This window comes from Bacillus cereus group sp. Bce041 (assembly GCF_052646455.1).
In genome coordinates this window covers 396,353-421,999 of sequence record NZ_JBQXON010000004.1, presented here as the reverse complement: position 1 = coordinate 421,999, position 25,647 = coordinate 396,353, and the positions used below count along the sequence as shown (strand labels likewise).

Genomic DNA, 25,647 nt, shown 5'->3' with positions numbered 1-25,647 from the left:
ATGGTTGAGAAGAATAATAAGCTCGGCTTTGTTGTGGCGGGCTTATTGCTAGGTATTTTAATGGCATCGATGGATAATACCATTGTCGTAACGGCGATGGGAACAATCGTTGGTGACTTAGGAGGCCTCGAAAACTTTGTATGGGTCGTTTCTGCCTATATGGTCGCAGAAATGGCAGGCATGCCGATTTTCGGTAAGCTATCAGATATGTATGGTAGAAAGAGATTCTTTATTTTCGGTTTAATTGTCTTTATGATTGGTTCGGCACTTTGTGGTACTGCTGAAAATATTACACAGTTAGGTATTTATCGTGCCATTCAAGGTATTGGCGGCGGGGCATTAGTGCCAATCGCGTTTACTATCGTTTTTGATATTTTCCCACCTGAAAAACGCGGGAAAATGGGTGGTTTATTCGGAGCGGTATTTGGATTATCTAGTATTTTCGGGCCATTACTTGGCGCATATATTACCGATTACATTAGCTGGCACTGGGTATTTTATATTAACTTACCACTTGGCATTTTAGCACTTATTTTTATTACATTCTTTTATAAAGAATCACGCGTTCATAGAAAGCAAAAAATTGATTGGTTTGGCGCAATTACTTTAGTTGGTGCAGTAATTTGTTTAATGTTTGCTTTAGAACTAGGTGGACAAAAATATGATTGGGATTCTAGCTTTATTTTAAGCTTATTTGGTGGATTCGCCATTTTAATCATCGCATTCATTTTTATTGAACGAAAAGTAGAAGAACCAATTATTTCATTTGAGATGTTTAAGCAGCGCTTATTCGGAATGAGTACAATTATTGCTTTATGTTACGGTGCTGCATTTATGTCAGCAACTGTGTACATTCCGTTATTTATTCAAGGTGTATACGGTGGTACCGCAACAAACTCAGGATTATTACTTTTACCGATGATGTTAGGATCAGTCGTAACAGCGCAGTTAGGCGGATTTTTAACAACTAAACTTAGCTACCGAAACATTATGATTATTTCTGCGGTTAATATGCTAATTGGACTATTCTTATTAAGCACGTTAACACCAGAAACAAGTCGTGCATTATTAACAGTTTATATGATTATTATCGGATTTGGAGTCGGTTTCTCATTCTCTGTACTAAGTATGGCAGCTATTCACAACTTCGGTATGGAACAGCGCGGGTCTGCGACTTCAACGAGTAACTTCATTCGTTCATTAGGTATGACACTAGGCATTACAATCTTCGGAATGATCCAAAGAACAGGTTTCCAAGATCAATTAGAAGAAGCATTTAAAGGGATGAGCGGGGGAATGAATACAAACGCTTTAGGGGATTCAAGAGCTATTCTATCAGAATCGGCAAGATCTCAAATCCCTCCGCAAATATTAGATAAGATTATTGACGCTCTTTCTAGTTCAATTGTTCAAACATTCATGTGGGCATTGGTACCAGCTGGATTAGCATTCATATTCATTTTCTTTATGGGAAATGAGCGCATGGTAATTAAGAAACAACAAACGAATAAAAAGAGTGAAACATCAAAAGCGTAATGAAAAAGCTCCTTTCTAATTGGAAAGGAGCTTTTTCGTATGTACGGATTTAGATTAGCCTTCGATAATTTCGTATTCTTCGTCTGCTAATAGTAAAATTTGTGTTTTCTTACCTTTGTTTTGAACTTCGATTACATCGTAAGCACCTAAGTCTCTTACTTTGCTTTGAGAAGCGTTAACCATAACTTCAATAGAATCAATTAAGATATCTTCTTCAATGTATGATTCAGGCAATGCCATATCTTCAGTATCTAATACACATGCGTATAGATTTTGTAAGTTTTCAGCAGTTGGGTTTTGTTCCTCAACATCAATGATGTTTTTTACTGCTTCCATATTTTCCTCTTTTGCTTGGTATACTTTAATTTTAGCCATTGTTTTAATCTCCTTTATAACGTAATCGTAGAGGCTACACCTTATTATAACGTTTTTTTCATGAAAGATGAAATTGTTATATGTATTTATAGTAAAAATTATGTGTCCTTACTCAAAAATGGTGTGATTTCCATATAAATGTACGATTAGGTAACGATATTGCTACGTTAACGTTATATTGTCCAAGCTTTTCTTATTTTCTTCTCATATATATGTAGTAGCAATTCTATATAGAGAAGGGATGGAGTGTAAGTGGGGTGTGAACCGAAACGTGATTGTGGGTGTTGCCAAAATAGTATATGTGAGTTTTTACAGAGTCTAGAACCGTATACAAAAGTTGAAAGTATCATAATAGCAGGAAACGAAATTGCTGTATCTTATTTTCTTTCATTTAATAAGAAAACAGGTATCGTATCATTCGTACAAGAAGACAATGAGGTTATATTTGTCGATTGTTCAAAGATTGATGCAATTCGAATAGGGAAAGTATGTAGTTGCAAAACAAAAGTTAAATATATTGAAGAGGACTTTAGCTTGCTAGGAAATGTTTGCCCGCATTGTTTAACGGAGGGGAGTACAATCTTTTTCGATTTTAACAATCCTGAATTAAATGTGTCTTTCCAAGCAACAACAATTAATCCACCTAGATGTACTGAATTTACAGATGATCTCGGGAATGTAGTAAAGCAAATTACTATAGTAGGTGAGGCGAGAGTTTCTAGAGATTTTGTTCAAGTACCTGAACTGGTAGGTTTTCGATTACTTTTATCACATCCAGCTGGAGACCCTTTAAACTACGGATTATTATTTATTAATTTTCCTGATACGATTTTTATTTTTATATTGGCATCAAGCGGATACCTTTCCATTTCGAACTGTTTAAAAATAGAGGGCGGAACTGGTGATGCCGAAATAGAAGAGATGAAAAAAATGATAGAGGATGACGTTAACACGTACAAATCAGTTGTTAAATTGACTAAAGTATATAAGAACGGTGAGACGGAATCTTTTATTTATAAAAATGAGTTATAACACATGTATTTAAATGCACCCTCAAACTATTGTTGAGGGTTGTTACATAATTAATTATGTTGGTCCTTCAAACCGTTTGTTAACGGGTAAGAAATATATTTATTGTTGACTTATTTTATATGTTGATCATTTCATAGTTAGTAGATGTTATAATCATTTTATGTTTACTGATATTTTATAAATATTCGAAGTTTTAATTTAATAGTCAATTGCTTTTATGATGAACAGGTGGGTATGTATATGAATACGAATTATGGAGCGCTCATGAAAATGTTAAGAGTAGTTGATTCTAAAGAAGGCGGGAATGTAAATGATATATGAAGCGAATATACATACAAGAAAAAAACTAGTTTCTATGTTTGAGGATTTCAATAACGTTGTTTTACTTTCTTATTTACAAGGGCATATGGGTACTGCTTGGGTAAATGATCTTGAAAATCCAAAAGTAGCACAAGTTACGGTAGGGATTTTTACATTTTACGCTGGAGACCCAAATACGAAAGAAACAGAAGAGTTATTACGTAATATTCCAGAAAGAATTTTAGTTATCGTAAATAGTGAAGAGTGGAAACAACGCTTAGAAACATTCCATGAAAGAAAAATAGATAAGTTTTTACGTTATAAATTCAAACGAAATCCAGAAGTTTTTAATCGTTCAAAATTAAAATCTTTTATATCAGCACTTCCAAAAGAATATGAGTTAAGAAGAATAGACGAGCATATCGCAAATAGCCCTACATTACATAAGATATCTGAAGATTTCACAAGTCAATTTCATTCGGTAGAAGATTATATAAACCGTGGTATAGGTTATAGCATTTTATATAACGGAGAAGTTGTATGCGGTGCATCCTCGTATAGTATTTATAATGATGGGATTGAAATTGAAGTTGCGACTGATCACAATCATAGAAGAGAGGGCTTGGCAACTGTAGTAAGTGCAGCTCTTATATTGGATTGCTTAGAAAATGGAAAGTATCCAAACTGGGACGCAGCGAATACTACATCTGCTAAACTAGCAGAAAAGTTAGGATATGAATTTGATAAGGCATATGATACTTATTTTGTGGATAATAGATGAGTGAAGGGTTACATACTAAAAAATAAATGCGCCCTAGTACGTAAGTCTAGGGCGCATTTATTAGTTGGTAAATATCTTCATAACAATCATATCATATTTTATCTTTTGAATGTTTGGAATTAAAGATATTTATGTGACTTTTTGAAAAAATAAAAGAGCAGCTAGCAAAAGCCAACTGCTCCTCTCCAAGGGGAAAGGGAGAAGTACAATCATCTTATCTATAGTATTGACGGAACATAGAGTTTTAATCAAAGCCCGATTGGTGAGGGATTTGATTAAAACTCCCACTGATTAAAGTTTCACTTTATTACATTTACAATTTAAATAGTAGAACGTGTTTATCGTAGTTCTCCAAACACCAATTATATTTTTTTAGAATAATTGGATGGACTGCTTCTGTCGTAGTATCGACTTCAGTATATCCATATTTCTTATAAAAGTTTTCTAATTCCTCAAAAGGAAGACAATATACATTTTGTATTTGTGATTTTTTCGCAGTTTCTACTAAAAATGAAACAAGCTCACCAGCTAATTGAAGCCCTCTAAATTGAGGCAGAATAAAAATCCCGCCCATTTCTAAAGTATCTTCATCTATTTGGACTAATCGGCCAACACCTGCATACTCGTTGTTATATGTAATAATTGCAACTTTATCTCTCTTTAAATCACTTCGTACAAATCCTATTGAGTCATATTGACTATTAATCCATTTTAAATCGTTAGATGTGGCCAATTGAATACTCATATATATCCTCCTTCGGAATACTAGCGCTCTCTTCATTGTATAGAACATAAGATACTATATCAAAGGAACCTTGAGGTAGCCTATTTGTTTAAGTTATTAGTTAAAAGTGTGGGGTTGCTGGCATTGAATTGATGGCTTCACCAAACATAGGATAATAATCTTGTGAATTTAGTGTTACATAGTCAAAATAAAAATTAATTCATGCGTTCGGTAACGCACGATGGTTTAAGTGTAGAGAAGATCATAGGGGTATTTTAATTAGTAGCTACTATATTCATTGAAGTTATTAAGGAAATGTCGTAATCCCTAGCCTTAGTGATACAAATCATATTAGGGTTTAGTAAAAAAACTCTTCCTGAAAAAGAGGGGGATTAAAGATAAGAGCACTTCGAAAAGTGCCCTTCAGTAAACGACTACTTATTCTAAAAAGAAAGGATGCAATATATTATATGAAGTTTAGTGTATTTAAGTATGGGTCTTTTATATAAAAGTTTTATTTTGTTCCGAATAAAAAGGCGGTTGTTTCCGCAACCACCTTTCAGTAAAACAAAGCACTTTTTATGAAATAAATTATGGATGGTCCCTAAAAAAGGTATAGGATATACCCACATTTTTATAACTAAAGTGACGAACTCAGGTTATAAGGAAGGAACAATTATATTGTATGAAATCTATTCTAGAGTAGTCACAAAGAAAGTTGTCTTCTTATTAGAAGGCAGCTTTTTTTATTAGAAAAAGAAGTAGAAGATTAAGTTACTTGTCCAAACAAATTTTAAAAAAATACATAAAATGCTATTAGTTAGTCAATATTTTAATATTGCTAATTTTTAAGACTAAAAGGGGTGATTTTATGTGTGAATGTGAAGTTTGTAGACGAAAGAAAAATCGGGATCCATTAAACCGGGAGTTTGAGCCAAAAAAAGAGGATTGCGAGCCGAAAAAAGAAGATTGCGAATCATTAAATTATTATTCGTTTAGTAAAAATGCAAATTTTTTAGAGGAAGCTATACAAACAGATGAAATCGATCAAATTTCTGAGGAATATATTGAAATAGTTGATTCAGCAGATGTACAAGTTACTACTACAGATACAAAAGCTGCGCTATCTATCCAAGCGGCATTACAAGCAGCTATCGTAGTTGTAGTAAGTATTTCTATAGCAGATAGTGAAAAGGCAGATAAAATAACACAAGAATTATTTCAAAAATCAGCTATTAAACAAATTAATAGACAAAAAACATTTATTAAAAATTCTAGAAACGTAACCGTAACAACTACTGATACAGATATTGCAGTGAATATTCAAATTCTTCTTCAAATTTTATTAGCTTTATTAGTTAAACTAAACATTTTATAAAGTGTCTATCCTATTGATATTTAGCTATAAGTTTTCACTCTAAGTAAATGTTTTTTGTTGTAATACGTGGTACAAGCTTGGACTTTTTATTATGACTGAATTAATATTCAAGATTAATGGTAAGGCAAGTGTGGAAAACTACAAATAAAGATAAAATACATGATTTAACAGTAATGAAACTTATATTTATGTGAAGTGAAGGAAAGCTGTCTTCTTATTAGAAGTCAGCTTTTGATTTTATTAGCAAAAAGAAGTGAAAATAGAAGATTAAGTTACTTGTCCAAGCAATTTTTATTTCATTACATATAATGCTCGTAGATATTTAAAATTTTTATAGAAAATTGATTGGAGTGAATATTGTAAATGGATGATTTAAATAAATTTTCTTCCTTTAAGTTTGATAAGGATCAAAAGAATATAATTATAGACCTTTTACTCTCAGATATTTTTAATAGGCATGGGATAAATGAAGAAAAACTAAAAAATTTATCACCAGAAAAAAAGCAGCAAATTAAAAGTATTGTTTCTGAAATACAATCACAAGTTAATAATTATTTAGATTGAAAGGGGGTGAACACATGGACAAAACATGTCATTCAGATGAAAATAAAAAGTGGAGTGCATTAGATTCCTCAAATCCTCATCCATCTTTTAAAAATGCTAGCGTTTCAGAAGCAGCTGCGCAAGAAAGTAAAACGTATCAAATTTCTGAAGAATCTATTACAATTGTAGATTCCGCAGATGTAGAAGTTACTACTACAGATACAAAAGCTGCTTTATCTATTCAAGCAGCATTACAAGCAGCTATCGTGGTTATAATAAGTATTTCTATAGCAGATAGTGAAAAAGCTGACCGTGTAGCACAAGAATTGTTTCAAAAATCATCTATTAAACAAATTAATAAACAAGAAACTGTTATTAGAAATTCTAGAAATGTTACAGTTACGACTACGGATACAGACATAGCAGTAAATGTTCAAATTCTTCTCCAAATTTTATTAGCTTTACTAGTAAAATTAAATATTTTATAAAATGTTTAACTTGTTTTTATCTAGTGATTCTTACAGGTGAATATTCACTGTTTTAATTATAGTACAGGCTATAAATATTTATCATAACTGGACTAATATTCAACATCACCAAAGTATGAATTTGAAAAGATTATATTAAGATAAAGAATTAAAATATAATGATACAAAATACTTATAAAATTATTCGTGTTTTAGAAAAATAATAAGAAAAAGGTGTTTAAAATAGAATCATTTTCATTAATAGTTCAAGTTTTGAAGAATAGTGCATACAATATAAAGTGTTTTCCTTTCTTCATTTAAGTTTTACGTATATAATTTAAAAGTACTATTTTTATTTTATTATTTTATATTTATAACAGAATAGAGGTTTAAAAATGGGTGTTAAAATCATTACAGATAGTGCGGCGGATTTACCAGTAGAATTGCTGCAAGCATATGATATTGATTTAATTCCACTCCGTGTATATGATGAAGCAGAAACAGAGTATTTAGATGGAGTAACATTAGAGTCAGTTACATTATTGCAAAAAATGAGAGAAGGCGCTGTTTATAGAACGTCATTGCCTTCACTTGAAACGTTCCAAGAAAAATTTGTTTCTTATGCAAAAGAAGGTAATCCTTGTATATATTTAGCTTTTTCATCTGAACTGTCTGGTACATATCAATCATCAGTTGTTATTAAAGAGGAAGTAAAAGAAACATATGCTAACTTAGATTTAGAAATTATTGATACGAAATGTGCTTCGCTTGGTCAAGGTCTTGTCGTTTTAGAAGCTGCTAAAATGGCAAAAGACGGCGCATCAAAAGAAGATATTTTAAAGCGTGTTGATTTTCTAATGAGCCATATGGAACATATCTTCACTGTAGCTGACTTACAGTACTTAGTGAGAGGTGGACGTTTAAGCAAAGTCGCAGGATTTATCGGTGGTTTACTAAACATTAAACCGATCTTAAACGTGGAAGAAGGAAAACTTGTACCACTTGAAAAGGTACGAGGGAAAAAGAAAGTATTAAGCCGTATTGTTGATATTATGGAAGAACGTGGTAAAGACCTTAAAGGTCAAACAATCGGTATGACTCACGGTGACGATTTAGAAACAGCGGAAGCATTAAAATCATTAATTATGGAAAGATTTGGCTGTGAAGTATTTATCGTAAATACAATTGGTGCAGCAATCGGTGCACATACAGGACCTGGCGTTATAACGTTATTTTTCTTAAATGAAGTAGAGTAAAGGATTGATCTTTTGATCAATCCTTTTTTATTTTTTAATCTGTGATAATCGGTCGATATGGTATTGATGAAGATAAAATCTTTGAAGTTTTCCTATATCAAATGCAATCTTGTAGAGGAAGTATTTTTTATATGTGTAATGATACTTAATGGTAGAAGAAAAGAGTATAAATAAGAATATATTTATAGGAATTTAAATATTTGAAGATATCAAAATTTTTCCATTTCATATATAATTGTGTGGGGAGAAATATCTGTAACTATTTGTAAAAATAGGAGGCGGCTATAAAAATGCAAGAAAGTGCTAGATGGGATTTAAATCGCTTGTATTTGAATGAGGATATTCTATTTCCGATTTTGGAGTTGAAAGAGCAATATTTTGTAACAAAAGATGTAGAGATTCTTTCAAAGCTTATACAAGTTATTGAAAAAGCAGAATACTATTTGTACTGTCGATCGGTTGAAGAAAGTGTTCCATCTGACCTTACTAAATTGACCGTGAAAGTGAAGGAACTAAAAAGTGAATTACAGCAAGTAATAAAACATAATGAAGTGGAAACTTCAGATAATACTAAGTTAATAAAAGATGAACTTAATGCGTGGGAAAATATGTACATACAATTACGGGATAGGATAGAAATAGAGCACAATAATAAACTATTATCCTTTGGACAAGCAAATACTATTGCAATGAATAGTGATAATGAAAAGGAAAGATTAGAAGTATTCGATTCATTAACATGTGCTTTACATAAGGAAAAAGAAATCTTTGCTACTGTATTAAATCAAGTAGGGAGATTGCGTAATGCAAAGAGTGATGAAATAGAAGATAGAGAGATTTTAACACAATCTTTTCATGCGAATGGCATTTCAGAAACTGTATTATTCCAAATGTGGAATGCGACAGAAGAAAACCTTGATAAATTAGTAAGTGCTTTAAACGTGTATAAGAAAGGGAAAGCTTCGATTACATGGCATGAACTTATGACAGTAAAGGAAAGTAATGAGGTCATGATTCCTTTTTCAGTAGCAATACAAAACGTTTATGATGCATGGAAGAATATTGATGAAGAATTAGCAGAATTTGCACGTAATGCGATAGAAAGTGGTTGGGTAGATGCTGAACCGAGAGAGAATAAACCACCAGGCGGGTTTTGTGCTCCATTTTTCAGTGAGAAAGAATCGCGAATTTCCATTCGTTATGATGGGAGTATAAATAGTGTAAGAGTGCTCGCTCATGAATTAGGACATGCTTGGCATTTTTATAATATGAGTTTTGAACAATCTACATCTTTTTTAGATGATTATTTGCCAATGAGTACGGCTGAATCAGCATCTATTTTCTTTGAAACGGTACTCTTAAATTATCTAATTGAAACAACGGATAGTAAAGATACGAAAAAGTCATTACTTAGCTGGAAAATAAGAAATAGTTTTAATTATGTAATGGCAATACGAGCATCGTATCAGTTTGAAAAAACATTTTATGAAAAATGTAAAGAGGGTCCTTTAAGTGCTGATGAAATTGAGAAATTATCTATAATTGCACAAAAAGAAGCTTATGGAAATGCTTTAAGTGAATACCAGCTGTTTGTATGGATGAAATATATTCAATTTTATATAGCAGATGTTCCTTTTTACAATTATCCATACACGTTTGGATATTTAGTAAGTTTTAGCTTATTAGAAATAGCTCAAGAAGGTAAAAGTACTTTTCATTCGAAATATAAAGAGTTCTTACGAGAAACAGGAAAGGCTTCAGTAGAGGAGCTTATGAAAAAACATTTTGAAATAGATATAAGAAATTATGAATTTTGGAATAAAGCTTTTATTCAAATTTCTAAAGACATTGATGAATATTTGCAGCTTATATAAGGGGAGAGTACAGTGGATCAGCAATTTATAAAAGGTATACCTTTTTCAACTTTAGAATATGCAAAAGCTATAAGTTTATTAAAAGGTTGGTTATATGAACAACAAGAGAAACCAAGGTTTGTAGTAACTGCAAATCCTGAAATTGTTATGTCTGCAAAGGAAAATACGGAAAAATCAAAGGAGTTTAAAAAGATGTTACTATCTGCGGATTTAATAACAGCGGATGGGATTGGTGTCATAATTGGCTCGAAAATATTAAAAGGAACTTTGAAAGAACGTGTTACTGGGGCGGATTTAACTCACGATTTAATAAAATATTGTAACGACAATGAATATCGTGTCTTTCTTTTTGGAGCTGCGCCAGAAAGTAATAAAAAGGCATTAGAAAAATTAAATGAGCAGTTCCCAGGAGCACAATTTAAAGGACAGCATGGATTTGTAAATGGTGAAGAAATAGAAGAAATAAAAATGAAAATTAAGCAATTCAAGCCGCATTTATTACTTGTAGGACTAGGTTCACCAAAACAAGAAGAGTTCATTTATGAAAACATACAAACATTAAACATTCCGCTATCTATTGGTATCGGAGGAATGATTGATATAATATCTGGTACTGTAAAAAGAGCACCGAAAATAATGAGGGATACTGGAACTGAATGGCTGTATAGGTTACTCTCACAGCCGAAAAGATTAAAGAGACAACTTGTACTTCCGAAATTTTTATTGTCGGTTATGTCAGAGAGGATTAAAGGGATTAATTAATAAAGGGGACTACATACATGAACAGAATCGGCATTATCGGAGCAATGCAAATTGAAATAGATTTACTTTTAGAAAAGCTAGTAATACAAGAAGAACAGACAATAGCGGGAATGCCATTTTATATTGGAGAATTCATGGGAACAGAAGTAATTATTGCACGTTCTGGTGTAGGGAAAGTAAATGCAGCTGCATGTGCGCAAACATTAATTCATAAATTTAATGTAGACTCTATCATCAATACGGGCGTTGCTGGTGGATTACATCCAGATGTAAAAGTTGGTGATGTAGTTATTTCAACTAATGTTACCCATCATGATGTAAGTAAAAATCAAATGAAAAAATTATTCCCGTTTCAAGAGGAGTTTATTGCAAGTAAGGAATTGATAGAGTTAGCACGTAAAGCATGTAACAGTAATAGTTCAAATATTCAAGCTCACCAAGGAAGAATTGTAAGTGGTGAATGTTTTGTTGAAGATTCAAAGTTAAAGGCAAAATTAATAGACGAATACGCACCTCATTGTACAGAAATGGAAGGTGCAGCAATTGGACATGTTGCCTACATAAATGATATACCGTTTCTTGTTATACGATGTATTTCTGACAGTGCAGATGATGAAGCTCAAGTTTCTTATGATGATTTCGCGAAAACTGCTGCAAATTATTGCTCAGAAATTATTATTGAGATTCTTAAAAATATATCTGGTAAAACTATAGTCCAAAAGGAGAGATAAGAATGTTACAAGCATTAATTTTTGATATGGATGGAACATTATTTCAAACAGATAAAATTTTAGAATTATCGTTAGATGATACTTTTGATCACTTAAGATCACTTCAATTATGGGATACGGTAACACCGATTGAAAAATACCGTGAAATTATGGGTGTGCCGCTACCGAAAGTTTGGGAAGCTTTATTACCGGAACATTCTATTGAAATAAGAGAACAAACAGATGCATATTTTTTAGATAGACTAATTGAAAACATAAAAAGCGGAAAAGGCGCTTTATATCCAAATGTAAAAGAAATATTTACATATATAAAAGAAAATAATTGTTCCATTTACATTGCTAGTAATGGTTTGAAAGAATATTTACGAGCAATCGTAACTTATTATGCTTTAGACAAGTGGGTGACTGAAACGTTTAGTATCGAACAAATACAATCGCTAAATAAAGGTGACTTAGTTAAAAGTATTATGAACAAATATGATATAAAAGAGGCAGCCGTAGTTGGTGACCGGCTATCTGATATAAATGCAGCGAAAGACAACGGTTTACTGGCAATTGGATGCAATTTTGATTTTGTGCAAGAAGATGAACTTGCTCAGGCTGATATAGTAATAGATGATTTAATAGATTTAAAGCGGATACTGCCTGCTGTACAGAGATAAATAAAGTGTGTGCATTTTTTTCGAGTCCTATATGTCTTATTTTATGGAGGGGAATATGCTTAAAAATATTTTTAAAATTAGTAATATTCCTGCGGTTTTGTGGGGAGATAAGAGTGAAAAAATTTTTATTGCAGTACATGGAAATATGTCAAATAAGGAAGATGCAGTTATTCAAATATTAGCTGAAGAAGCCGATCGAAAAGGTTATCAAGTATTAAGCTTTGATTTACCTGAGCATGGAGAAAGAAAGAATGATAACACTCCTTGTAAAGTACAGTTTTGTGTTAATGAATTATCTATAATTATGAACTACGCAAAAGAACATTGGAAAGAAATAAACGTGTTTGCATGTAGTATGGGAGCATATTTTAGCCTTTTAGCTTTTCAAAATGATGTGATAGAAAAGGCATTATTTTTATCACCAGTAGTTAATATGGAACGAATTATAGAAAATATGATGAAATGGTTTAATGTAACACCGGAGCTTTTACAAAAAGAAATGACTATAGAGACACCTATTGGTCAAAAGTTATATTGGGATTATTTATGCTATGTAAAAGAGCATCCTATTAGTACATGGAATACAGATACATATATTATGTACGGAGCTAAGGATGAACTGTGCGAATTTGAAACTATTAACTATTTTACAAAAAAACATCGTTGTGAATTAGAAGTTATGGAGACGGGTGAACATTACCTTCATACTGAAGAACAGTTAAAAATATTTGAACAGTGGTTACACAAACATATCGATTAACAAATTATAATTTAACTTATACTTGCTAGAGAAGAATGGTGAATTTATAAACTGATATTATATTTGAGAGACATTATAAATGTATATGTATTCATTTAAGTAAACAGGTGCTTTAGTTCAATAAGAATTACACAACTTTAAAGAGCCTTACCACATACTAGATTGTAGCAAGGCTCTTATATTTTCATAATAAAATTAATTAACTGTATTATCGATTTACATATGAAGTGAAGTATATGCATACTATGAATTAAATAAAGTAACAACCATAAAAATGCTCAGAATAAATGATTCTCGAGCATTTTTATGTATTTTCGTACTTAGGGGGAATGGACTTGAAAGATATACATATTCAACAAATAGAAAATTTAATGGAATATGAATTCAGTCATCTCGTTCAAGACAGTGAAGAAGAAGGGTTTAATTTCCTTATAAGACTAATAAATGGATATAAAAACAAAGTAAATGTATTCAATAAAACTGGAGAATGTTTATATGGTATTTTTCAAGGTGATATGTTAATTGGAGTTGGAGGTTTAAATGAGGATCCGTACACAAAAGACAATAAGATTGGGCGGTTAAGGAGATTTTATATTTCAAGGGATTATCGGCGTTTAGGGTTAGGGAACTTATTATTAAACCAACTATTATGTCATGCGGAAAAGTATTTTGAAGTGATTGTTTTACATACTGACACGAAGCAAGGGGATGTGTTTTATACTGCGAATGGATTTGTAAAAGGGGGATTATATAAGGGATCGAGTCACTACAAACTATTATAGAGATTGCTATCCAAATAATAGCTACGAACAGGTTTTTTGTTGGTAAATCGATATATCTTAAAAATCGCTGATATATGAAGTTGCGATCCTTATATTAAAAACCAACTTTTATAATTTCATTTACTAAATTGTTATTATAAAAAAGAGCACCTTAGCTTTTAAAATTTAGCTTATAAGGTGACTCCTTTTCAGTCAATTACGTTTTAACCTGCATTTGTTTCAATAATAATCCTGGTTTACCTTTTACATAATAAAAATGCGGATTATTTTCATCATCATAAAGCATAATATAAGGCTTTTCATTTAGTGGGAGCAGTATAAGTACTTCGTCTATTGTAGTGTGTAACCATTGATTAGTAATAGAAACCGGCTTAGATAATGGGATTTTTATCATATAGCCATCTTTTGGAACGACATTTAAGTTTTTAAATGGACCAGTAATTGCTTTAGCGTATTGAACTGCTTCTTTTTGGATTACTGGATCTAAAGATTGTTTTTGAATGACCATTTCTTTTTGACAATCAAATACTTCAATTTGTTGATTTGTATTTGCAAACACATTTGTTGATAATAGAAATAAAATAAGAGAAATGACCCCGATTTTTTTTATCATAATACAACACCTCAACATTACTATCCCCTCAAAAGCTTTAAATATTTTTCTGTCACATTCATGTAACAAAGATGTTGTATGATACAATTGGTTTTTGTTTAAAAGCAATGGAGGAAAAAATATGAAAGTATTAATTGCAGATGACGAACAAGATATGTTAAGGATTTTAAAAGCTTATTTTGAAAAAGAAGGCTTTGAAGTATTATTAGCGAAAGACGGAGAGGAAGCACTTCAAATATTTTATGATGAAAAAATTGATTTAGCTATTTTGGATTGGATGATGCCGAAACATAGTGGTATTACTGTCTGTCAGGAAATAAAAAAGAATTCAAGCGTAAAAGTATTAATGCTTACGGCGAAAAGTGAAAGTGAAGATGAATTAGCAGCGCTTCAAAGTGGGGCAGATGAGTACGTAAAAAAACCATTTCATCCAGGAGTACTAATTACGCGAGCGAAAAAACTTATTCAGCATGATGATATTATTCAAGTACAAGATGTAAAGATAAATTTCGCCAAAAATAAAGTATATAAAAATGATATAGAGTTAGAAATTACAAAAACAGAGCTCGAATTAATAAAATGCTTTTTAAATCATAAAGGAACGATTTTAACTCGTAAAAAATTGTTAGACATTGTATGGGGATTTGACTATTTTGGAGAAGAGAGAACGGTTGATACACATGTAAGAAGGCTGCGTAAAAAAATTGGAGAAAATATTATTAAGACGCATCGTGGGCTGGGTTATAGTTTGGAGGAACAAAGTGAATAAACTTGGGAAAAAGCTATTTCTCAGCATTTCTTTAACCGTTATTCTTATATTTACAATTTCTTTATTATTAATTAACTTTCTCCTGCCGAAATATAATATTTATAAAACACGTGAAAACTTAAATGAATTTACAACTCAAATACAAAATGCGCCAGTCAATGATTTAGAAGATGTTATTCATACAATTGAAAGTGAAAATAACGTTACAATTGCGTATACGCCAATTAATCAGTCAGAAGATGCTATGAACGACGCGTTACGCATGCAACTTACGAAAAAGAAAGTAACGTTAAATAAGCTCTGGATTACGAAAGACGAAGTTATGAAAGTGAAGACGGAAGGGCAATCGAATAAACTGTATGATCAAGGAAAGGTAAAAGCGAGTTTTTTTGCTAAATATATTGCGAAAGATGATACGATAATTTTAATTGGGACTTCCATTGCGAATTCAAATGAAATTATAAATACGTTAAATACATTTTACTTATATATCCTATGTTTCTCGCTCCTTCTTATTATTTTACTTGTGTGGATACTTTCAAAGATAATAACGACACCACTGAAAGAGTTAAGTGATGTGGCTCAGGATATTTCACATTTGCAGTTTAAAAGAACGAAAGTGAAAACGAATGATGAAATAGGAGAGTTGGCCAATAGTATTAATATCATGAGTGAAAAACTACATGAAGCACATCAAGACTTAACTGATCGTAATGAACATTTAAAACGATTTATGGGTGATGTAACGCATGAATTAAAGACACCGATCGCATTAGTAAAAGCATACTCTATGGGGATTAAAGATGGATTAGATGATGGGACTTATGTAGATACAATTATTAAACAAACAGATCAAATATCAAACTTAATTGAAGAACTATTACGATTTTCTAAACTAGAAAGAGATATTTTACAAAAAGAAGAATTCCCCATTGAACCACTGGTTCAGAGTATATTAGATAAGCATCAGATTGAACTGGATTCGAAAGAAATTAACTTGCAAGTAAATTGTAATGCGGGCAATACAATCGTTTATGCAGATTTAAATAAAATGAGAATGGTGTTTCAAAATTTAATTTCTAATGCGATAAAATATACAGCAAATCAAAACATAATAATTACATTAGAAGATAGAAATAAAAGTATATATTTCCAAATAAAAAATGGCATTCCTACGGATAAAATTAAGGATATCGAGAAAATCTGGGAGCCTTTTTACGTACTAGAATCTTCTCGTAGTAAAGAAAAATCAGGTACAGGATTAGGACTAGCGATAGTGAAAAGTATTTTAGAAAGGCATGGTTTTGAATATGGAGTTTGCTCTATAGATGGAGAAATTCAATTTTATATAAATGTGAAAAAGGACTAATGAAAATATTAGTCCTTTTTGCAGCTTTAGAGATTAGCGATATAGGATGAATCACCATAATTTTCGAAATTGATGTATTAAATGGAGAATTAGCAAATGTTCTACTTTCATTAAATTCACGTGAAGTTCACAGGAAAACGTTATATTTACATAGTTATATTTGAATTTAATGAAGTGAGGTATTCAGATTTGAAAAGAAAGAAATTAGTAATTGGTAGCATTTTAATGGGTATGACGTTATCTTTATCTGCATGTGGTTCATCAGATAATATTGTAACGACAAAATCAGGAAGCATTTCAGAAAGTGATTTTAACAAAAAATTAAAAGAAAACTACGGTAAACAGAATTTATCTGAAATGGTAGTAGAAAAAGTATTACATGATAAATATAAAGTTACGGATGAAGAGGTAACGAAACAACTAAAAGAATTAAAAGACAAGATGGGCGATAATTTTAATACATATATGGAATCCAATGGTGTGAAAAATGAAGATCAGTTGAAAGAGAAATTAAAGCTTACTTTTGCTTTTGAAAAAGCTATTAAAGCAACCGTAACGGAAAAAGATATTAAAGATCATTATAAGCCAAAGCTTCAAGTTAGCCATATTTTAGTAAAAGATGAAAAGACAGCAAAAGAAATTGAAGAAAAATTAAATAGTGGCGAAGATTTCGCGGCATTGGCTAAACAATATTCAGAGGATCCAGGTTCTAAAGAAAAAGGTGGGGAACTATCTGAATTTGGACCTGGTATGATGGTGAAAGAATTTGAGGATGCTGCGTATAAGTTAGAAGTTGGTCAATTGAGTGAACCTGTTAAATCTTCTTTCGGATATCATATTATTAAGCTAACGGATAAAAAAGAGCTTAAACCGTATGAGGAAGAGAAAGAGAATATTCGTAAAGAATTAGAACAGCAACGTATACAAGATCCTCAATTCCATCAACAAGTTACTAGAGAACTGCTTAAAAATGCAGATATAAAGGTATCTGATAAAGACTTGAAAGATACCTTTAAAGAGTTAGAAAAATAATAAATGGAATGTAAGGCAAGCGATAGAAATATCGGTTGTCTTTTTCTCTATTTGCCGGGCAGTAAGACCCTCAACTCAAAATTCAGCGGAAGCAACGAAGTTAGGTGGGGCCCTGCTGCTCGTAAACGCCCGATTGATGAGGGCTGATTAAATTTTCACTTTAAAGAAGGTGGGAGTGGGAAAATAATTTCACACCTCCATTAAATTTTACTTAATAAGAAATCTTTGAGTTTCTCAACTTTTATATAAAAATAAAACTGAATTTTCAGTTATTTTGTTATATAGTAAAAGAGAACGAATAAGGGGAGGGAATATTTTGAGTAAAAAGAAAATGGCAATTACACTGTCAGCAATGCTATCTGCAACAATTATACCTAGCTTTACTATGGATGTGCATGCAGAGAAGAAGGAAGAGACTAAAAATACGAAAATTGAATTAGAAAATGGGATGACAAAACCGATTTATTCTCTCGATGAAGCTATTATCGAAAATTTATATGTAGAGACAGAAGTTGATAGTGATCGAGACGGTAAGAAAGACAGAGTATCGATAAAAGTTATGCGTCCAAAGACAGATCCGAATGTGAAAGTTCCTGTTATTTATGAAATGAGTCCATATCGATCTGGATTAAAAGATGTTCCTGTATATAATGTAGATGAAGAATTGTATGCGTATGAAGGAAAACCGTATGGAGCGATTAATCTTGGTTCGTATGGGAACTATTACGTGCCAAGAGGTTATGCAGTTATTTTAGGCGAAAGTATCGGTACTGGAAAATCAGATGGATGCCCTACAACTGGAGATGAACAAGAGATACTTGGGACAAAATCTGTTATTGATTGGGTAAACGGTCGCGCGAAAGCATTTACAGAACAGGGTGAGGAAGTTCAGGCAAATTGGTCTACAGGCAATGTAGGTATGACTGGAGTTTCTTATAATGGTACATTACCAAATGCTGTTGCGACTACTGGAGTTGAAGGTTTAAAAACAATTATTCCAATCGCAGCAATTAGTAGTTGGTATGATTATTATCGTGCAAATGGTGCAGTCATTGCTCCAGGCGGGTATCAAGGAGAAGATACAGATAATATGGCAGAAGCAGTACTGACAAGGGAAACCCCTGAAGTTTGCGGACAAGTTATAAAAGAGTTAACGGCTGGACAAGACCGAAAAACAGGTAATTATAATGATTTTTGGGATAAACGTAACTATGTAAAAGATGCTAAAAATGTAAAAGCGAGTGTATTTGTTGTTCATGGTTTAAACGATTGGAATGTTAAAACGAAACAGTTCGCGCAGTGGTGGGAAGCACTTGGAGAAAATAATGTTCCGCGTAAAATGTGGCTACACCAAGGTGGTCATGGTGGGACATCTGTCTGGTATACTAATAGCGACAAAGATGCATATAAATAAAAAGCAGGAGCTTGTTTCAAACAAAAGCTCTTGCTTTTTATAGATTTAGAAATTGTATGTAGAAAAGGAGTTGCTTACAAAATTGTTCTCGTTGTGATTCATCCATGCCTGCGAAAACCGTTTGGATGAATCGAGAATGGTTTTTAATTGTTCTTCAGATTCGGAATATTTCTTCCTAAAAGTGCATGGACCGATGTGTTAAAGAAATTGGCGATACGATCTAAAGATTTTGAGCCAGGTTCATTAAAGTGGGGCTCTAAGTTACTAACCTGACTACGACTTAATTGGACCATATCTCCAAGTTCCGCTTGTGTTAAAGAACGATTTGATCTAAACTTTTTTAAATTTTCTCTAAATGTGTTCATGCCTATATTATAAATAAGGCATTATTTTTAAATTATAAATACCAAGAAATTCAGCTTAAATACAACATTTGATAATTTTTCGGATAAAATCAGAATATAAACTAGAACAGTTGTTCGTTTAGTGGTAAGATATTTTTGCGGGAATTCTGGAAGATTTAGAAAAAACTTTCTCAATATGGTTTGAGAAAAGAGTGAAACGAATGTTCTGAATCTTATGATAAGATGAAAATAATAAAATAAAAGAGCAAAAAGACCCACGGCGTTACAGTAGTGCGGCAACACTGTTGTAACGTTTTACCCTAGTGTATGTAGGGAAAACTTTCCATGAGTCAGCATTAAGTATAACATACTTCTCAAGCATACATAATTATTGTGAACGTTTTCCTGTTGAGAAAATCAGGGGCTGTGTCTTGTGTTCTATTTAGGAGGATACGGATGAGGACTTTGATGAATGAAGTAAATAACACGATCCAGTCAAAAAATATGAGTACAAGAAAATTAGCGAAAGATACAGGTATTAGTAGAACAACAATTACAAATGGTCTATCTTTTGTTACTGGAGAAATGAAATTTGATGTTTTTGAAAAATTGGTTCGTCATGTGTATAAAAGTCCCATAGAACAAACAAAAAGGATTAAAGATTTTATTTTAAAATGTGGAACTAGCTTGAATGTAAGAAAAGGATTGAGTTATTGCCAGGTTGCAGGGGAATATGACCTTATAGATGCGCTAATTGAAAAGTTCAAAGCGGAAACAGAAGATCCAGACTTAAAAAAGCTTCAAAAAGATGTACGTAAATATTTAAGTGTATATACGCTATATAACCATCGGAATATGAATCGGAAAAAGGGTCAAAGTCTACTAGAAGAAATATATGAGACACGTGTTTCATCAGATTTTGAATGTCAGGTATTATTAAATACATTACTAATGGCAGCAGAATATGATAAACAAAGGTATAGTGCTATGTCATCATACGCGGAAGCTGCAGAAGCTTATATTGCTAAGATGGATAACGGTTATATCAAAGATTGTTTACGTATGCAGCATATGGAACGAATTGCTTACACTCAGTTGCATGCCAATGAAATTGATAGCTGTAGAGCTACGTGCCATGCCATTATAAATTCCGAATTGAATTTCACAGTTGTAAAGGCTACAGCATATTGTTGTTTGGGGGAAAGTTATATTTTTGAGAATCCATTAATGGCAGAAAAATATATTTTGAAAGCTATTCAATGTCTTGAAGGCATAAGTTCACCAAAAGGAACTCAAAAATATAACTCTTTTAAAACGACTCTTGCCTTTTTATATATTGAGTTCGGATTTAATTTAGATAATATTGATTTTGATTTTATTAGTGATGGTGATCTTGCTTATTATGAGTGTTTATATGGTGATAAGCAAAACGGTTATAAAATTTTTGAAAAGCTAAAAGATCAAGGTTTATCTGCTTTTCAAATGTACTATCTTTCTAGAATTGAAAATGATACAATAATTGCGAGGGAATCTTTAGAAGAATTTGAAAAAACGGGAAATATAATATATGCGCAACTTCCGAAGCGCGTTTTAATAACTGAAGGGGTGTTGTAAAATGAAAAAATTTTTAATCACTACATTATGCGCACTTGCGTTATCAATTGGGGTTATCGGTTCTAGTTCAGATCAGACTAAAGATTTAGGTAAAGAAAAAGCTACTGTACATACTAAAGAAGTACAATTAATGATGGTCGATCCAGGTGGGATGTAGTACATTAAGATAAATGAATATTTAAAAAGACGCTACTTATAGTAGCGTCTTTCGTCTTTTATAGGCGTGTCACGTTTTTGGAGGTTTCGGAAAAATTATACCAATTGATACATATTTCACAAACTTATAAGGATGAAGGGGAGGAAATAAGGTGAAAAAAGAGACTGCAAAACAAGAAACAAAACGTTTAATCGGTGAATTATTCGGTGCTGAAAATGTAAGTTGTGATATGAATTATCTGATGGGGGAACTTTATAAGCAAGGACAGATTACACAGGAGCAGTACAATCAAATTACAACTATATTGCAACAAAAAAAGGAATAGCATCTGGCTAATCCTTTTTTACTTATTGCTGTTTTCTTTGTAGGAGTTGTCTTAATAGAACATTAGCAATTTCAGCTTGCTCATCAGTAATTTCTACCCCATCAGAATGAAGTCTTCCTTGATCTAAAAAGTCTTTTACATTAAAGTTAAGACCGTTTGGATTTTCTGTTCTTCCTAAGATGAAGTCTGTAGTAGTATCAAATATGTCTGCTAACTGTACAAGAACTTCAGCGTTTGGTTTTCTTTTATTTGTCTCATATCCACTATACGTAGAATCGTTTTTACCAATACGATCTGCGACTTCTTGCATTGTCCAACCGCGTCTATTTCGTAAGAATTTTAATTGAGTTCCTATATCCATACTTTTTACCCCCGTTAAATTCTTTTTATATTTTTTCTTGATTTTATTTTTATAATTTTTATGAAAATATATAAAACGTTTTTTATTTTTTTGATGTTATCTATATATAAGATAACACTTTAGGGCACAATTACACAATGGAAAATGTACGCATATTGCAAGTGAAATTTACAATGATTTGGATATTTTTGGAGAGTGAGGAATAGAATACACTAGAAAAAAATAAAAATACCACTTTACTTACTTGCAAAACGCCAGTATAATAAAATCATTAAAGGTTGTCTGGAGGTGGACATATGAAAAGAACTTGGTTAGCAGATTTACGTGGTAAAAAACGTATGTCACAGGTGGCTCTAGCAGATAAGGTTGGTGTAACCCCTGGACATATTGCAGATTTAGAGACTGGTAGACGCGATCCAGGAGGAAAATTAGCCTTGCAAATCGCAATTGTACTTGGGTTCCCTATGGAACATTTTTATTTACCCTCTTACTTGCGAAACGCCAGTAAAAAAGAAGTTAGACAATCGTTTGAACTGGGGTTTCCACCAAAAGAAAAATTTTTAGAACATTATCCTCATTACGTTGATAAAACTGTAAAGGGCTGAGGAGTATGCGGAAAAAGAAATCAGGTTTGTATATTGGGGAAGAAACTTACGGGGGGCGGAAAATTGAAGATGTGTTTAAGGAAGTATATGAACACTATTTCAATGTCAAAGTAACTGTTACACGAAAAAAGAAAGCGGAAGTAAAGGCAAGTTAAATCATTGAAAGGAGGTGATACACATGCAACGGTACGTGACTTATGCGACTCGATTAGTAAAAGCAAAAGACGTAAAAGCTGTATGTTGCGAAAGTAAAAATTACTTCAAGAATGGCTCAGAAGAACAAGCGGTAAACACCATGTTAAAGCTAACGGAAAGGAGTGAACGTGTTGGCCAACATTAATGAGATTTTCGTAGAAGGATTCCAGTCACATACAAATAGCCATTTCAATTTAGGAAATGGGCTGAACGTAATTACCGGACCATCTGATAGTGGTAAAACATCCATCATACGAGCAGTTCGCTGGATAGCATTTAACGAACCTCAAGGTGAGGCTTTTGTTAACGAATCGGTTGGACATGCTACGGTTGCGATTCACTTGGATAACGGCATTATTATTTCGAAGCATCGTAGAAAAGGGAAAACATCGTACAGAATCCAAACAGATCATGGGGATGTAGGAAGCGTATTTGAGAAGTCAGAAGTACCAGAAGAAGTAAAACAATTACTCGGTATCACAAAGCAAACATTTGGAGATTTTGTTACTGCTTTAAATTTCGCATTTCAGCTCGAAGCCCCGTTCTTAATAAGTGAGACACCATCATCGGGTGCAAAAGTACTAGGTAAGTTAGCAGGAACAGAAGCTGTGGATCTCGCGGTAAAAAGTGTTTCAAAAGATACATACGCAGCAAGACAAGAGAGGTTACTAGCTGAAAAAGAAATTGAGAGATTAGCAGGTAACTTACTCGAGTACTTGGATGTGGATGATAAAGTACAGCAGTTAAAAACAGCTGAAAGTCTGATGGAGCACGTGGAGGAATTGCATAAAAAGAAAGAGGTACTGCAGCAACTACAAACTCAACAACAGATAGCATTTGAAAAATTCCGTGTAGCGTTTGTTGAGGATGAGAGGCTTTCAAAAGTGCCGGTTCTTATACAAATACTTGAAGAAACAGAAAAAGACCAGCAGCGTCTGCAAACACTACTGGACTTACAAAAAAGATACGAGTCACTGTCCACCGCCAAGAAGACATTGACTGAAACATTAAAACAATTTGATGGATTAGTAGAAGTAAGTAACTTATTACAAGATTCTACTAAATCTGAAGAAATATATTCTTTGCTTTCTATCTTATCACAAAACTATAAGAAGTATAGTCAAGTATTACAAGAAGCTCAATTGCAGGTCGGGAGGTTAACTGTAATTGAAAACATTAATGTAGCTGTGATTGAAGAGGAAGTAAAGAAAACAGATGAGTTAAAGAAACTCTTTGTACAACATAACGTGGTTAAACAACGCTACGAAAAAACAAGTATGGATGTAAAAAGATTATCTGTACCTGGTAATACGTCAGATCAACTACAAGAATGTGAAGCAAGTATTACACAACTAAGTCAAATGAGTGTGCTCTTACAAAAATACCAAAATATACACAATTATTATATGAGCTGGACAAGTCGTACGGAACATTTAAATGTTCCGAGAGAAGTGGTAATACAGATTGCAAATGCTGAGAACAATGTCACTCATTTAGCTGAATTAAAAGAGTTGTTACGAAACTATATGATCTGGCATCAAAGAGTTCGTCATAGTACAAGCACATTGGAACTATATGAAAAGCACATTGAAAATTACACAAAGGAATTGGAAGAAACATGGAACGAGGCTGGTGGAGTTTGTCCGCTATGCGAATCGCCGATGTCTTTTGAACATTCTCATTGAGGGGTGATTAGTGTTGGTAAATACAAAAGAAATTGATGAGTACGTTAATACCGTTGGACGTTTAAATACAGCACTTTCTGAAGTGCAGTCAACGTTAGCTGCGCTAGAAAGTGGGGAAGGTCAATTTGAAATAGATCTTCGTAGGCATCATGTTTATCACAGTATTCACAAATTAAATATGGTAAATCGTAAAGAACTAGATACGCTTATTCGCTATGTCATAATTGGGCACTTAAAAGATAAAGAAAAATTTGTGGAATCCGAGCTACAAAATTTACTATCAAAACAACTTGAAGGGGGAAATGAGTAATGGAATTAAAACAACGTATTGAAATTGCAAAAGCAAATTTAAAGAAAGCAGAAACAGCAAAAATCCAAGCAGAGGCGGAAAAGTCTTCAGCTGAAAAGCAATTAACGGAAATCGCTGAACAAATGGCGCAGTACGGGGTAACGCCTGAAACGATCCAGGAAGAAATCAATAAGCTTGATACATCAGTTAAAGAAAACCTGGAGCATGTAGAACGACTCATCCCGCAGGTATAAGGAGGCAACTTTTATGTACGAGCTTCTAAAAGCAAGAGCGGATATCCGTCAGGCAAGCGATAAATTGAAAATGAAAATCGGTCAACGTGATTTGTTAGTTAAGCAACAAAAAAGCGCAGAAGCAAGAAAAGCAAAAGCTGAGGAGCAACTTGGGGAGTTTGATTTAGTGCAAATTCTACTTCAGAAGACAAGCGATTATGCAAGGCAGCAAGCAAAACGTCGTATAGAAGAAATTGTTACGTCAGCCCTAACAGTTGTATTTGACAAAGACTACAGATTTGAAATTGAAATTGCCGTAAAAAGTAATCAACCGGTAGCAGAGTACTGGTTACAGTCTGAAGATGTAAGAACGCAATTAAAGCCACCTGATTATGATCGCGGCGGTGGTGTAGCAGACGTAGTTAGTCTAGCGCTCAGATTGGCCGTAGGAGAGATTAGTGGTGTAAGAGGCCCATTATTCTTAGATGAGGTTGGAAAGCACGTGAGTCAAGAATATGCTCCGAACGTGGCGTACTTCTTGAAAGAATACAGTACAAAATTTAAACGTCAAATCATTTTAATTACGCACAGTACTCACTTGGCTGAGATAGGTGACGTAGCACTTGGTGTGACTCAAAAACAAGGGAAAAGCATAGTAACTGCTTTATAGAAAGGGAGA

31 protein-coding genes and 1 pseudogene are annotated in these 25,647 nt (G+C 32.8%); 27 read left to right on the top strand and 5 right to left on the bottom strand.

The window, feature by feature from the left end; all coding sequences use genetic code 11:
• Nucleotides 1–1,536, top strand: a complete 1,536-nt coding sequence (locus ACUN13_RS16490) for an MDR family MFS transporter (protein WP_438906186.1) — start codon at nucleotides 1–3, stop codon at nucleotides 1,534–1,536.
• Nucleotides 1,537–1,590: 54 nt separating this feature from the next.
• Here ACUN13_RS16490 and ACUN13_RS16485 read toward each other — a convergent pair whose 3' ends face one another.
• Complete coding sequence (locus tag ACUN13_RS16485; RefSeq protein ID WP_001062733.1) at nucleotides 1,591–1,911, bottom strand: hypothetical protein; 321 nt, start codon at nucleotides 1,909–1,911, stop codon at nucleotides 1,591–1,593.
• Between the two features lie 252 nt (nucleotides 1,912–2,163).
• Between ACUN13_RS16485 and ACUN13_RS16480 the strand changes: the two genes are divergently transcribed.
• Both ACUN13_RS16480 and ACUN13_RS16475 read left to right on the top strand, forming a co-directional pair.
• The gene (locus ACUN13_RS16480; RefSeq protein WP_000501710.1) at nucleotides 2,164–2,943 is read left to right on the top strand and encodes a BC_2878 family exosporium-associated protein; all 780 of its coding nucleotides are present in this window, start codon (nucleotides 2,164–2,166) and stop codon (nucleotides 2,941–2,943) included.
• A 310-nt stretch (nucleotides 2,944–3,253) separates the two neighbouring features.
• Complete coding sequence (locus ACUN13_RS16475; RefSeq protein WP_000638727.1) at nucleotides 3,254–4,024, top strand: GNAT family N-acetyltransferase; 771 nt, start codon at nucleotides 3,254–3,256, stop codon at nucleotides 4,022–4,024.
• A 313-nt stretch (nucleotides 4,025–4,337) separates the two neighbouring features.
• Here the strand turns inward: ACUN13_RS16475 and ACUN13_RS16470 are convergent, their stop codons facing one another.
• Nucleotides 4,338–4,769, bottom strand: a complete 432-nt coding sequence (locus tag ACUN13_RS16470) for a GNAT family N-acetyltransferase (RefSeq protein WP_000027166.1) — start codon at nucleotides 4,767–4,769, stop codon at nucleotides 4,338–4,340.
• Nucleotides 4,770–5,619: 850 nt separating this feature from the next.
• Between ACUN13_RS16470 and ACUN13_RS16465 the strand changes: the two genes are divergently transcribed.
• The 10 genes from ACUN13_RS16465 (at nucleotide 5,620) to ACUN13_RS16420 (ending at nucleotide 13,963) form a co-directional block, all read left to right on the top strand.
• Complete coding sequence (locus tag ACUN13_RS16465; protein ID WP_257115413.1) at nucleotides 5,620–6,126, top strand: spore coat protein; 507 nt, start codon at nucleotides 5,620–5,622, stop codon at nucleotides 6,124–6,126.
• Between the two features lie 363 nt (nucleotides 6,127–6,489).
• A complete protein-coding gene (locus ACUN13_RS16460) occupies nucleotides 6,490–6,690 on the top strand; it encodes a spore coat protein W (protein ID WP_000342253.1) in 201 nt (66 codons plus the stop codon).
• A 14-nt stretch (nucleotides 6,691–6,704) separates the two neighbouring features.
• Complete coding sequence (locus ACUN13_RS16455) at nucleotides 6,705–7,157, top strand: spore coat protein (RefSeq protein ID WP_000361676.1); 453 nt, start codon at nucleotides 6,705–6,707, stop codon at nucleotides 7,155–7,157.
• 374 nt (nucleotides 7,158–7,531) lie between these two features.
• Entirely contained in the window at nucleotides 7,532–8,392 is an 861-nt protein-coding gene (locus ACUN13_RS16450) for a DegV family protein (protein ID WP_103622442.1), read from the top strand.
• A gap of 290 nt (nucleotides 8,393–8,682) precedes the next feature.
• The gene (locus ACUN13_RS16445; protein WP_257115411.1) at nucleotides 8,683–10,266 is read left to right on the top strand and encodes a M3 family metallopeptidase; all 1,584 of its coding nucleotides are present in this window, start codon (nucleotides 8,683–8,685) and stop codon (nucleotides 10,264–10,266) included.
• A 12-nt stretch (nucleotides 10,267–10,278) separates the two neighbouring features.
• Nucleotides 10,279–11,028, top strand: a complete 750-nt coding sequence (locus ACUN13_RS16440; RefSeq protein WP_059303736.1) for a WecB/TagA/CpsF family glycosyltransferase — start codon at nucleotides 10,279–10,281, stop codon at nucleotides 11,026–11,028.
• Nucleotides 11,029–11,045: 17 nt separating this feature from the next.
• Nucleotides 11,046–11,759: a 5'-methylthioadenosine/adenosylhomocysteine nucleosidase gene (locus ACUN13_RS16435; RefSeq protein WP_257115410.1), complete on the top strand. Its 714-nt coding sequence runs from the start codon at nucleotides 11,046–11,048 to the stop codon at nucleotides 11,757–11,759.
• 2 nt (nucleotides 11,760–11,761) lie between these two features.
• The gene (locus ACUN13_RS16430; protein ID WP_257115409.1) at nucleotides 11,762–12,421 is read left to right on the top strand and encodes an HAD hydrolase-like protein; all 660 of its coding nucleotides are present in this window, start codon (nucleotides 11,762–11,764) and stop codon (nucleotides 12,419–12,421) included.
• Nucleotides 12,422–12,476: 55 nt separating this feature from the next.
• Complete coding sequence (locus ACUN13_RS16425; RefSeq protein ID WP_088345574.1) at nucleotides 12,477–13,181, top strand: alpha/beta hydrolase; 705 nt, start codon at nucleotides 12,477–12,479, stop codon at nucleotides 13,179–13,181.
• 287 nt (nucleotides 13,182–13,468) lie between these two features.
• Entirely contained in the window at nucleotides 13,469–13,963 is a 495-nt protein-coding gene (locus ACUN13_RS16420) for a GNAT family N-acetyltransferase (protein ID WP_002195629.1), read from the top strand.
• A 196-nt stretch (nucleotides 13,964–14,159) separates the two neighbouring features.
• Here the strand turns inward: ACUN13_RS16420 and ACUN13_RS16415 are convergent, their stop codons facing one another.
• Entirely contained in the window at nucleotides 14,160–14,576 is a 417-nt protein-coding gene (locus tag ACUN13_RS16415; RefSeq protein WP_059303739.1) for a hypothetical protein, read from the bottom strand.
• 121 nt (nucleotides 14,577–14,697) lie between these two features.
• On the opposite strand from ACUN13_RS16415, the gene ACUN13_RS16410 reads away from it, so the two are divergent.
• The 4 genes and pseudogenes from ACUN13_RS16410 to ACUN13_RS16395 all read left to right on the top strand — a co-directional run.
• Complete coding sequence (locus ACUN13_RS16410) at nucleotides 14,698–15,345, top strand: response regulator transcription factor (protein WP_000865979.1); 648 nt, start codon at nucleotides 14,698–14,700, stop codon at nucleotides 15,343–15,345.
• Complete coding sequence (locus ACUN13_RS16405; protein WP_059303740.1) at nucleotides 15,338–16,714, top strand: sensor histidine kinase; 1,377 nt, start codon at nucleotides 15,338–15,340, stop codon at nucleotides 16,712–16,714. Before ACUN13_RS16410 ends, ACUN13_RS16405 begins: the two co-directional genes overlap by 8 nt.
• A gap of 189 nt (nucleotides 16,715–16,903) precedes the next feature.
• Nucleotides 16,904–17,746, top strand: a complete 843-nt coding sequence (locus ACUN13_RS16400; protein WP_088322515.1) for a peptidylprolyl isomerase PrsA — start codon at nucleotides 16,904–16,906, stop codon at nucleotides 17,744–17,746.
• A 316-nt stretch (nucleotides 17,747–18,062) separates the two neighbouring features.
• A pseudogene (locus tag ACUN13_RS16395) lies at nucleotides 18,063–19,121 on the top strand (CocE/NonD family hydrolase); the annotation flags it as partial.
• A gap of 182 nt (nucleotides 19,122–19,303) precedes the next feature.
• On the opposite strand, the gene ACUN13_RS16390 reads toward ACUN13_RS16395, so the two are convergent.
• Nucleotides 19,304–19,453 carry a hypothetical protein gene (locus tag ACUN13_RS16390; RefSeq protein ID WP_256933800.1) on the bottom strand — a complete coding sequence of 50 codons (150 nt, stop codon included), beginning with the start codon at nucleotides 19,451–19,453 and terminating at the stop codon, nucleotides 19,304–19,306.
• A gap of 519 nt (nucleotides 19,454–19,972) precedes the next feature.
• Here ACUN13_RS16390 and ACUN13_RS16385 point away from each other — a divergent pair.
• The 3 genes from ACUN13_RS16385 (at nucleotide 19,973) to ACUN13_RS16375 (ending at nucleotide 21,600) form a co-directional block, all read left to right on the top strand.
• Nucleotides 19,973–21,118, top strand: coding sequence for an AimR family lysis-lysogeny pheromone receptor (locus tag ACUN13_RS16385; RefSeq protein ID WP_086395786.1), 1,146 nt, complete (start codon nucleotides 19,973–19,975; stop codon nucleotides 21,116–21,118).
• A 1-nt stretch (nucleotide 21,119) separates the two neighbouring features.
• The gene (locus tag ACUN13_RS16380; protein ID WP_165498051.1) at nucleotides 21,120–21,275 is read left to right on the top strand and encodes a hypothetical protein; all 156 of its coding nucleotides are present in this window, start codon (nucleotides 21,120–21,122) and stop codon (nucleotides 21,273–21,275) included.
• A gap of 151 nt (nucleotides 21,276–21,426) precedes the next feature.
• Nucleotides 21,427–21,600, top strand: coding sequence for a hypothetical protein (locus ACUN13_RS16375; protein WP_086395748.1), 174 nt, complete (start codon nucleotides 21,427–21,429; stop codon nucleotides 21,598–21,600).
• A gap of 22 nt (nucleotides 21,601–21,622) precedes the next feature.
• Here ACUN13_RS16375 and ACUN13_RS16370 read toward each other — a convergent pair whose 3' ends face one another.
• Nucleotides 21,623–21,961 carry a helix-turn-helix domain-containing protein gene (locus ACUN13_RS16370; RefSeq protein ID WP_000351123.1) on the bottom strand — a complete coding sequence of 113 codons (339 nt, stop codon included), beginning with the start codon at nucleotides 21,959–21,961 and terminating at the stop codon, nucleotides 21,623–21,625.
• A 296-nt stretch (nucleotides 21,962–22,257) separates the two neighbouring features.
• Between ACUN13_RS16370 and ACUN13_RS16365 the strand changes: the two genes are divergently transcribed.
• Genes ACUN13_RS16365 through ACUN13_RS16335 form a run of 7 tightly spaced genes read left to right on the top strand, consistent with a single transcriptional unit; the run spans nucleotide 22,258 to nucleotide 25,638 of the window.
• The gene (locus tag ACUN13_RS16365) at nucleotides 22,258–22,566 is read left to right on the top strand and encodes a helix-turn-helix transcriptional regulator (protein ID WP_440039354.1); all 309 of its coding nucleotides are present in this window, start codon (nucleotides 22,258–22,260) and stop codon (nucleotides 22,564–22,566) included.
• 5 nt (nucleotides 22,567–22,571) lie between these two features.
• Complete coding sequence (locus tag ACUN13_RS16360) at nucleotides 22,572–22,721, top strand: hypothetical protein (RefSeq protein ID WP_165498052.1); 150 nt, start codon at nucleotides 22,572–22,574, stop codon at nucleotides 22,719–22,721.
• 23 nt (nucleotides 22,722–22,744) lie between these two features.
• Complete coding sequence (locus ACUN13_RS16355) at nucleotides 22,745–22,906, top strand: hypothetical protein (protein ID WP_001190219.1); 162 nt, start codon at nucleotides 22,745–22,747, stop codon at nucleotides 22,904–22,906.
• Nucleotides 22,890–24,446, top strand: coding sequence for an AAA family ATPase (locus tag ACUN13_RS16350; RefSeq protein WP_086395750.1), 1,557 nt, complete (start codon nucleotides 22,890–22,892; stop codon nucleotides 24,444–24,446). The genes ACUN13_RS16355 and ACUN13_RS16350 overlap by 17 nt, the downstream gene beginning before the upstream one ends.
• 13 nt (nucleotides 24,447–24,459) lie before the next feature.
• Nucleotides 24,460–24,756, top strand: a complete 297-nt coding sequence (locus ACUN13_RS16345; protein WP_000248330.1) for a hypothetical protein — start codon at nucleotides 24,460–24,462, stop codon at nucleotides 24,754–24,756.
• Nucleotides 24,756–24,989 carry a hypothetical protein gene (locus ACUN13_RS16340; RefSeq protein WP_000421150.1) on the top strand — a complete coding sequence of 78 codons (234 nt, stop codon included), beginning with the start codon at nucleotides 24,756–24,758 and terminating at the stop codon, nucleotides 24,987–24,989. Before ACUN13_RS16345 ends, ACUN13_RS16340 begins: the two co-directional genes overlap by 1 nt.
• Before the next feature lie 13 nt (nucleotides 24,990–25,002).
• Nucleotides 25,003–25,638, top strand: a complete 636-nt coding sequence (locus ACUN13_RS16335) for a chromosome partitioning protein ParA (protein ID WP_086395751.1) — start codon at nucleotides 25,003–25,005, stop codon at nucleotides 25,636–25,638.
• Nucleotides 25,639–25,647: the final 9 nt, after the last annotated feature.

Bases quoted from the DNA above. Each gene is read 5' to 3' on its own strand.
- ACUN13_RS16410 (WP_000865979.1), top strand. From the start codon at position 14,698: ATGAAAGTATTAATTGCAGATGACGAACAAGATATGTTAAGGATTTTA.
- ACUN13_RS16435 (WP_257115410.1), top strand. From the start codon at position 11,046: ATGAACAGAATCGGCATTATCGGAGCAATGCAAATTGAAATAGATTTA.
- ACUN13_RS16430 (WP_257115409.1), top strand. From the start codon at position 11,762: ATGTTACAAGCATTAATTTTTGATATGGATGGAACATTATTTCAAACA.
- ACUN13_RS16415 (WP_059303739.1), bottom strand. From the start codon at position 14,576: ATGATAAAAAAAATCGGGGTCATTTCTCTTATTTTATTTCTATTATCA.
- ACUN13_RS16460 (WP_000342253.1), top strand. From the start codon at position 6,490: ATGGATGATTTAAATAAATTTTCTTCCTTTAAGTTTGATAAGGATCAA.
- ACUN13_RS16340 (WP_000421150.1), top strand. From the start codon at position 24,756: ATGGAATTAAAACAACGTATTGAAATTGCAAAAGCAAATTTAAAGAAA.
- ACUN13_RS16455 (WP_000361676.1), top strand. From the start codon at position 6,705: ATGGACAAAACATGTCATTCAGATGAAAATAAAAAGTGGAGTGCATTA.
- ACUN13_RS16380 (WP_165498051.1), top strand. From the start codon at position 21,120: ATGAAAAAATTTTTAATCACTACATTATGCGCACTTGCGTTATCAATT.
- ACUN13_RS16450 (WP_103622442.1), top strand. From the start codon at position 7,532: ATGGGTGTTAAAATCATTACAGATAGTGCGGCGGATTTACCAGTAGAA.
- ACUN13_RS16355 (WP_001190219.1), top strand. From the start codon at position 22,745: ATGCAACGGTACGTGACTTATGCGACTCGATTAGTAAAAGCAAAAGAC.
- ACUN13_RS16390 (WP_256933800.1), bottom strand. From the start codon at position 19,453: ATGGTCCAATTAAGTCGTAGTCAGGTTAGTAACTTAGAGCCCCACTTT.
- ACUN13_RS16465 (WP_257115413.1), top strand. From the start codon at position 5,620: ATGTGTGAATGTGAAGTTTGTAGACGAAAGAAAAATCGGGATCCATTA.
- ACUN13_RS16445 (WP_257115411.1), top strand. From the start codon at position 8,683: ATGCAAGAAAGTGCTAGATGGGATTTAAATCGCTTGTATTTGAATGAG.
- ACUN13_RS16385 (WP_086395786.1), top strand. From the start codon at position 19,973: ATGAATGAAGTAAATAACACGATCCAGTCAAAAAATATGAGTACAAGA.
- ACUN13_RS16425 (WP_088345574.1), top strand. From the start codon at position 12,477: ATGCTTAAAAATATTTTTAAAATTAGTAATATTCCTGCGGTTTTGTGG.
- ACUN13_RS16420 (WP_002195629.1), top strand. From the start codon at position 13,469: ATGATTCTCGAGCATTTTTATGTATTTTCGTACTTAGGGGGAATGGAC.
- ACUN13_RS16475 (WP_000638727.1), top strand. From the start codon at position 3,254: ATGATATATGAAGCGAATATACATACAAGAAAAAAACTAGTTTCTATG.
- ACUN13_RS16490 (WP_438906186.1), top strand. From the start codon at position 1: ATGGTTGAGAAGAATAATAAGCTCGGCTTTGTTGTGGCGGGCTTATTG.
- ACUN13_RS16335 (WP_086395751.1), top strand. From the start codon at position 25,003: ATGTACGAGCTTCTAAAAGCAAGAGCGGATATCCGTCAGGCAAGCGAT.
- ACUN13_RS16470 (WP_000027166.1), bottom strand. From the start codon at position 4,769: ATGAGTATTCAATTGGCCACATCTAACGATTTAAAATGGATTAATAGT.
- ACUN13_RS16365 (WP_440039354.1), top strand. From the start codon at position 22,258: ATGAAAAGAACTTGGTTAGCAGATTTACGTGGTAAAAAACGTATGTCA.
- ACUN13_RS16485 (WP_001062733.1), bottom strand. From the start codon at position 1,911: ATGGCTAAAATTAAAGTATACCAAGCAAAAGAGGAAAATATGGAAGCA.
- ACUN13_RS16360 (WP_165498052.1), top strand. From the start codon at position 22,572: ATGCGGAAAAAGAAATCAGGTTTGTATATTGGGGAAGAAACTTACGGG.
- ACUN13_RS16370 (WP_000351123.1), bottom strand. From the start codon at position 21,961: ATGGATATAGGAACTCAATTAAAATTCTTACGAAATAGACGCGGTTGG.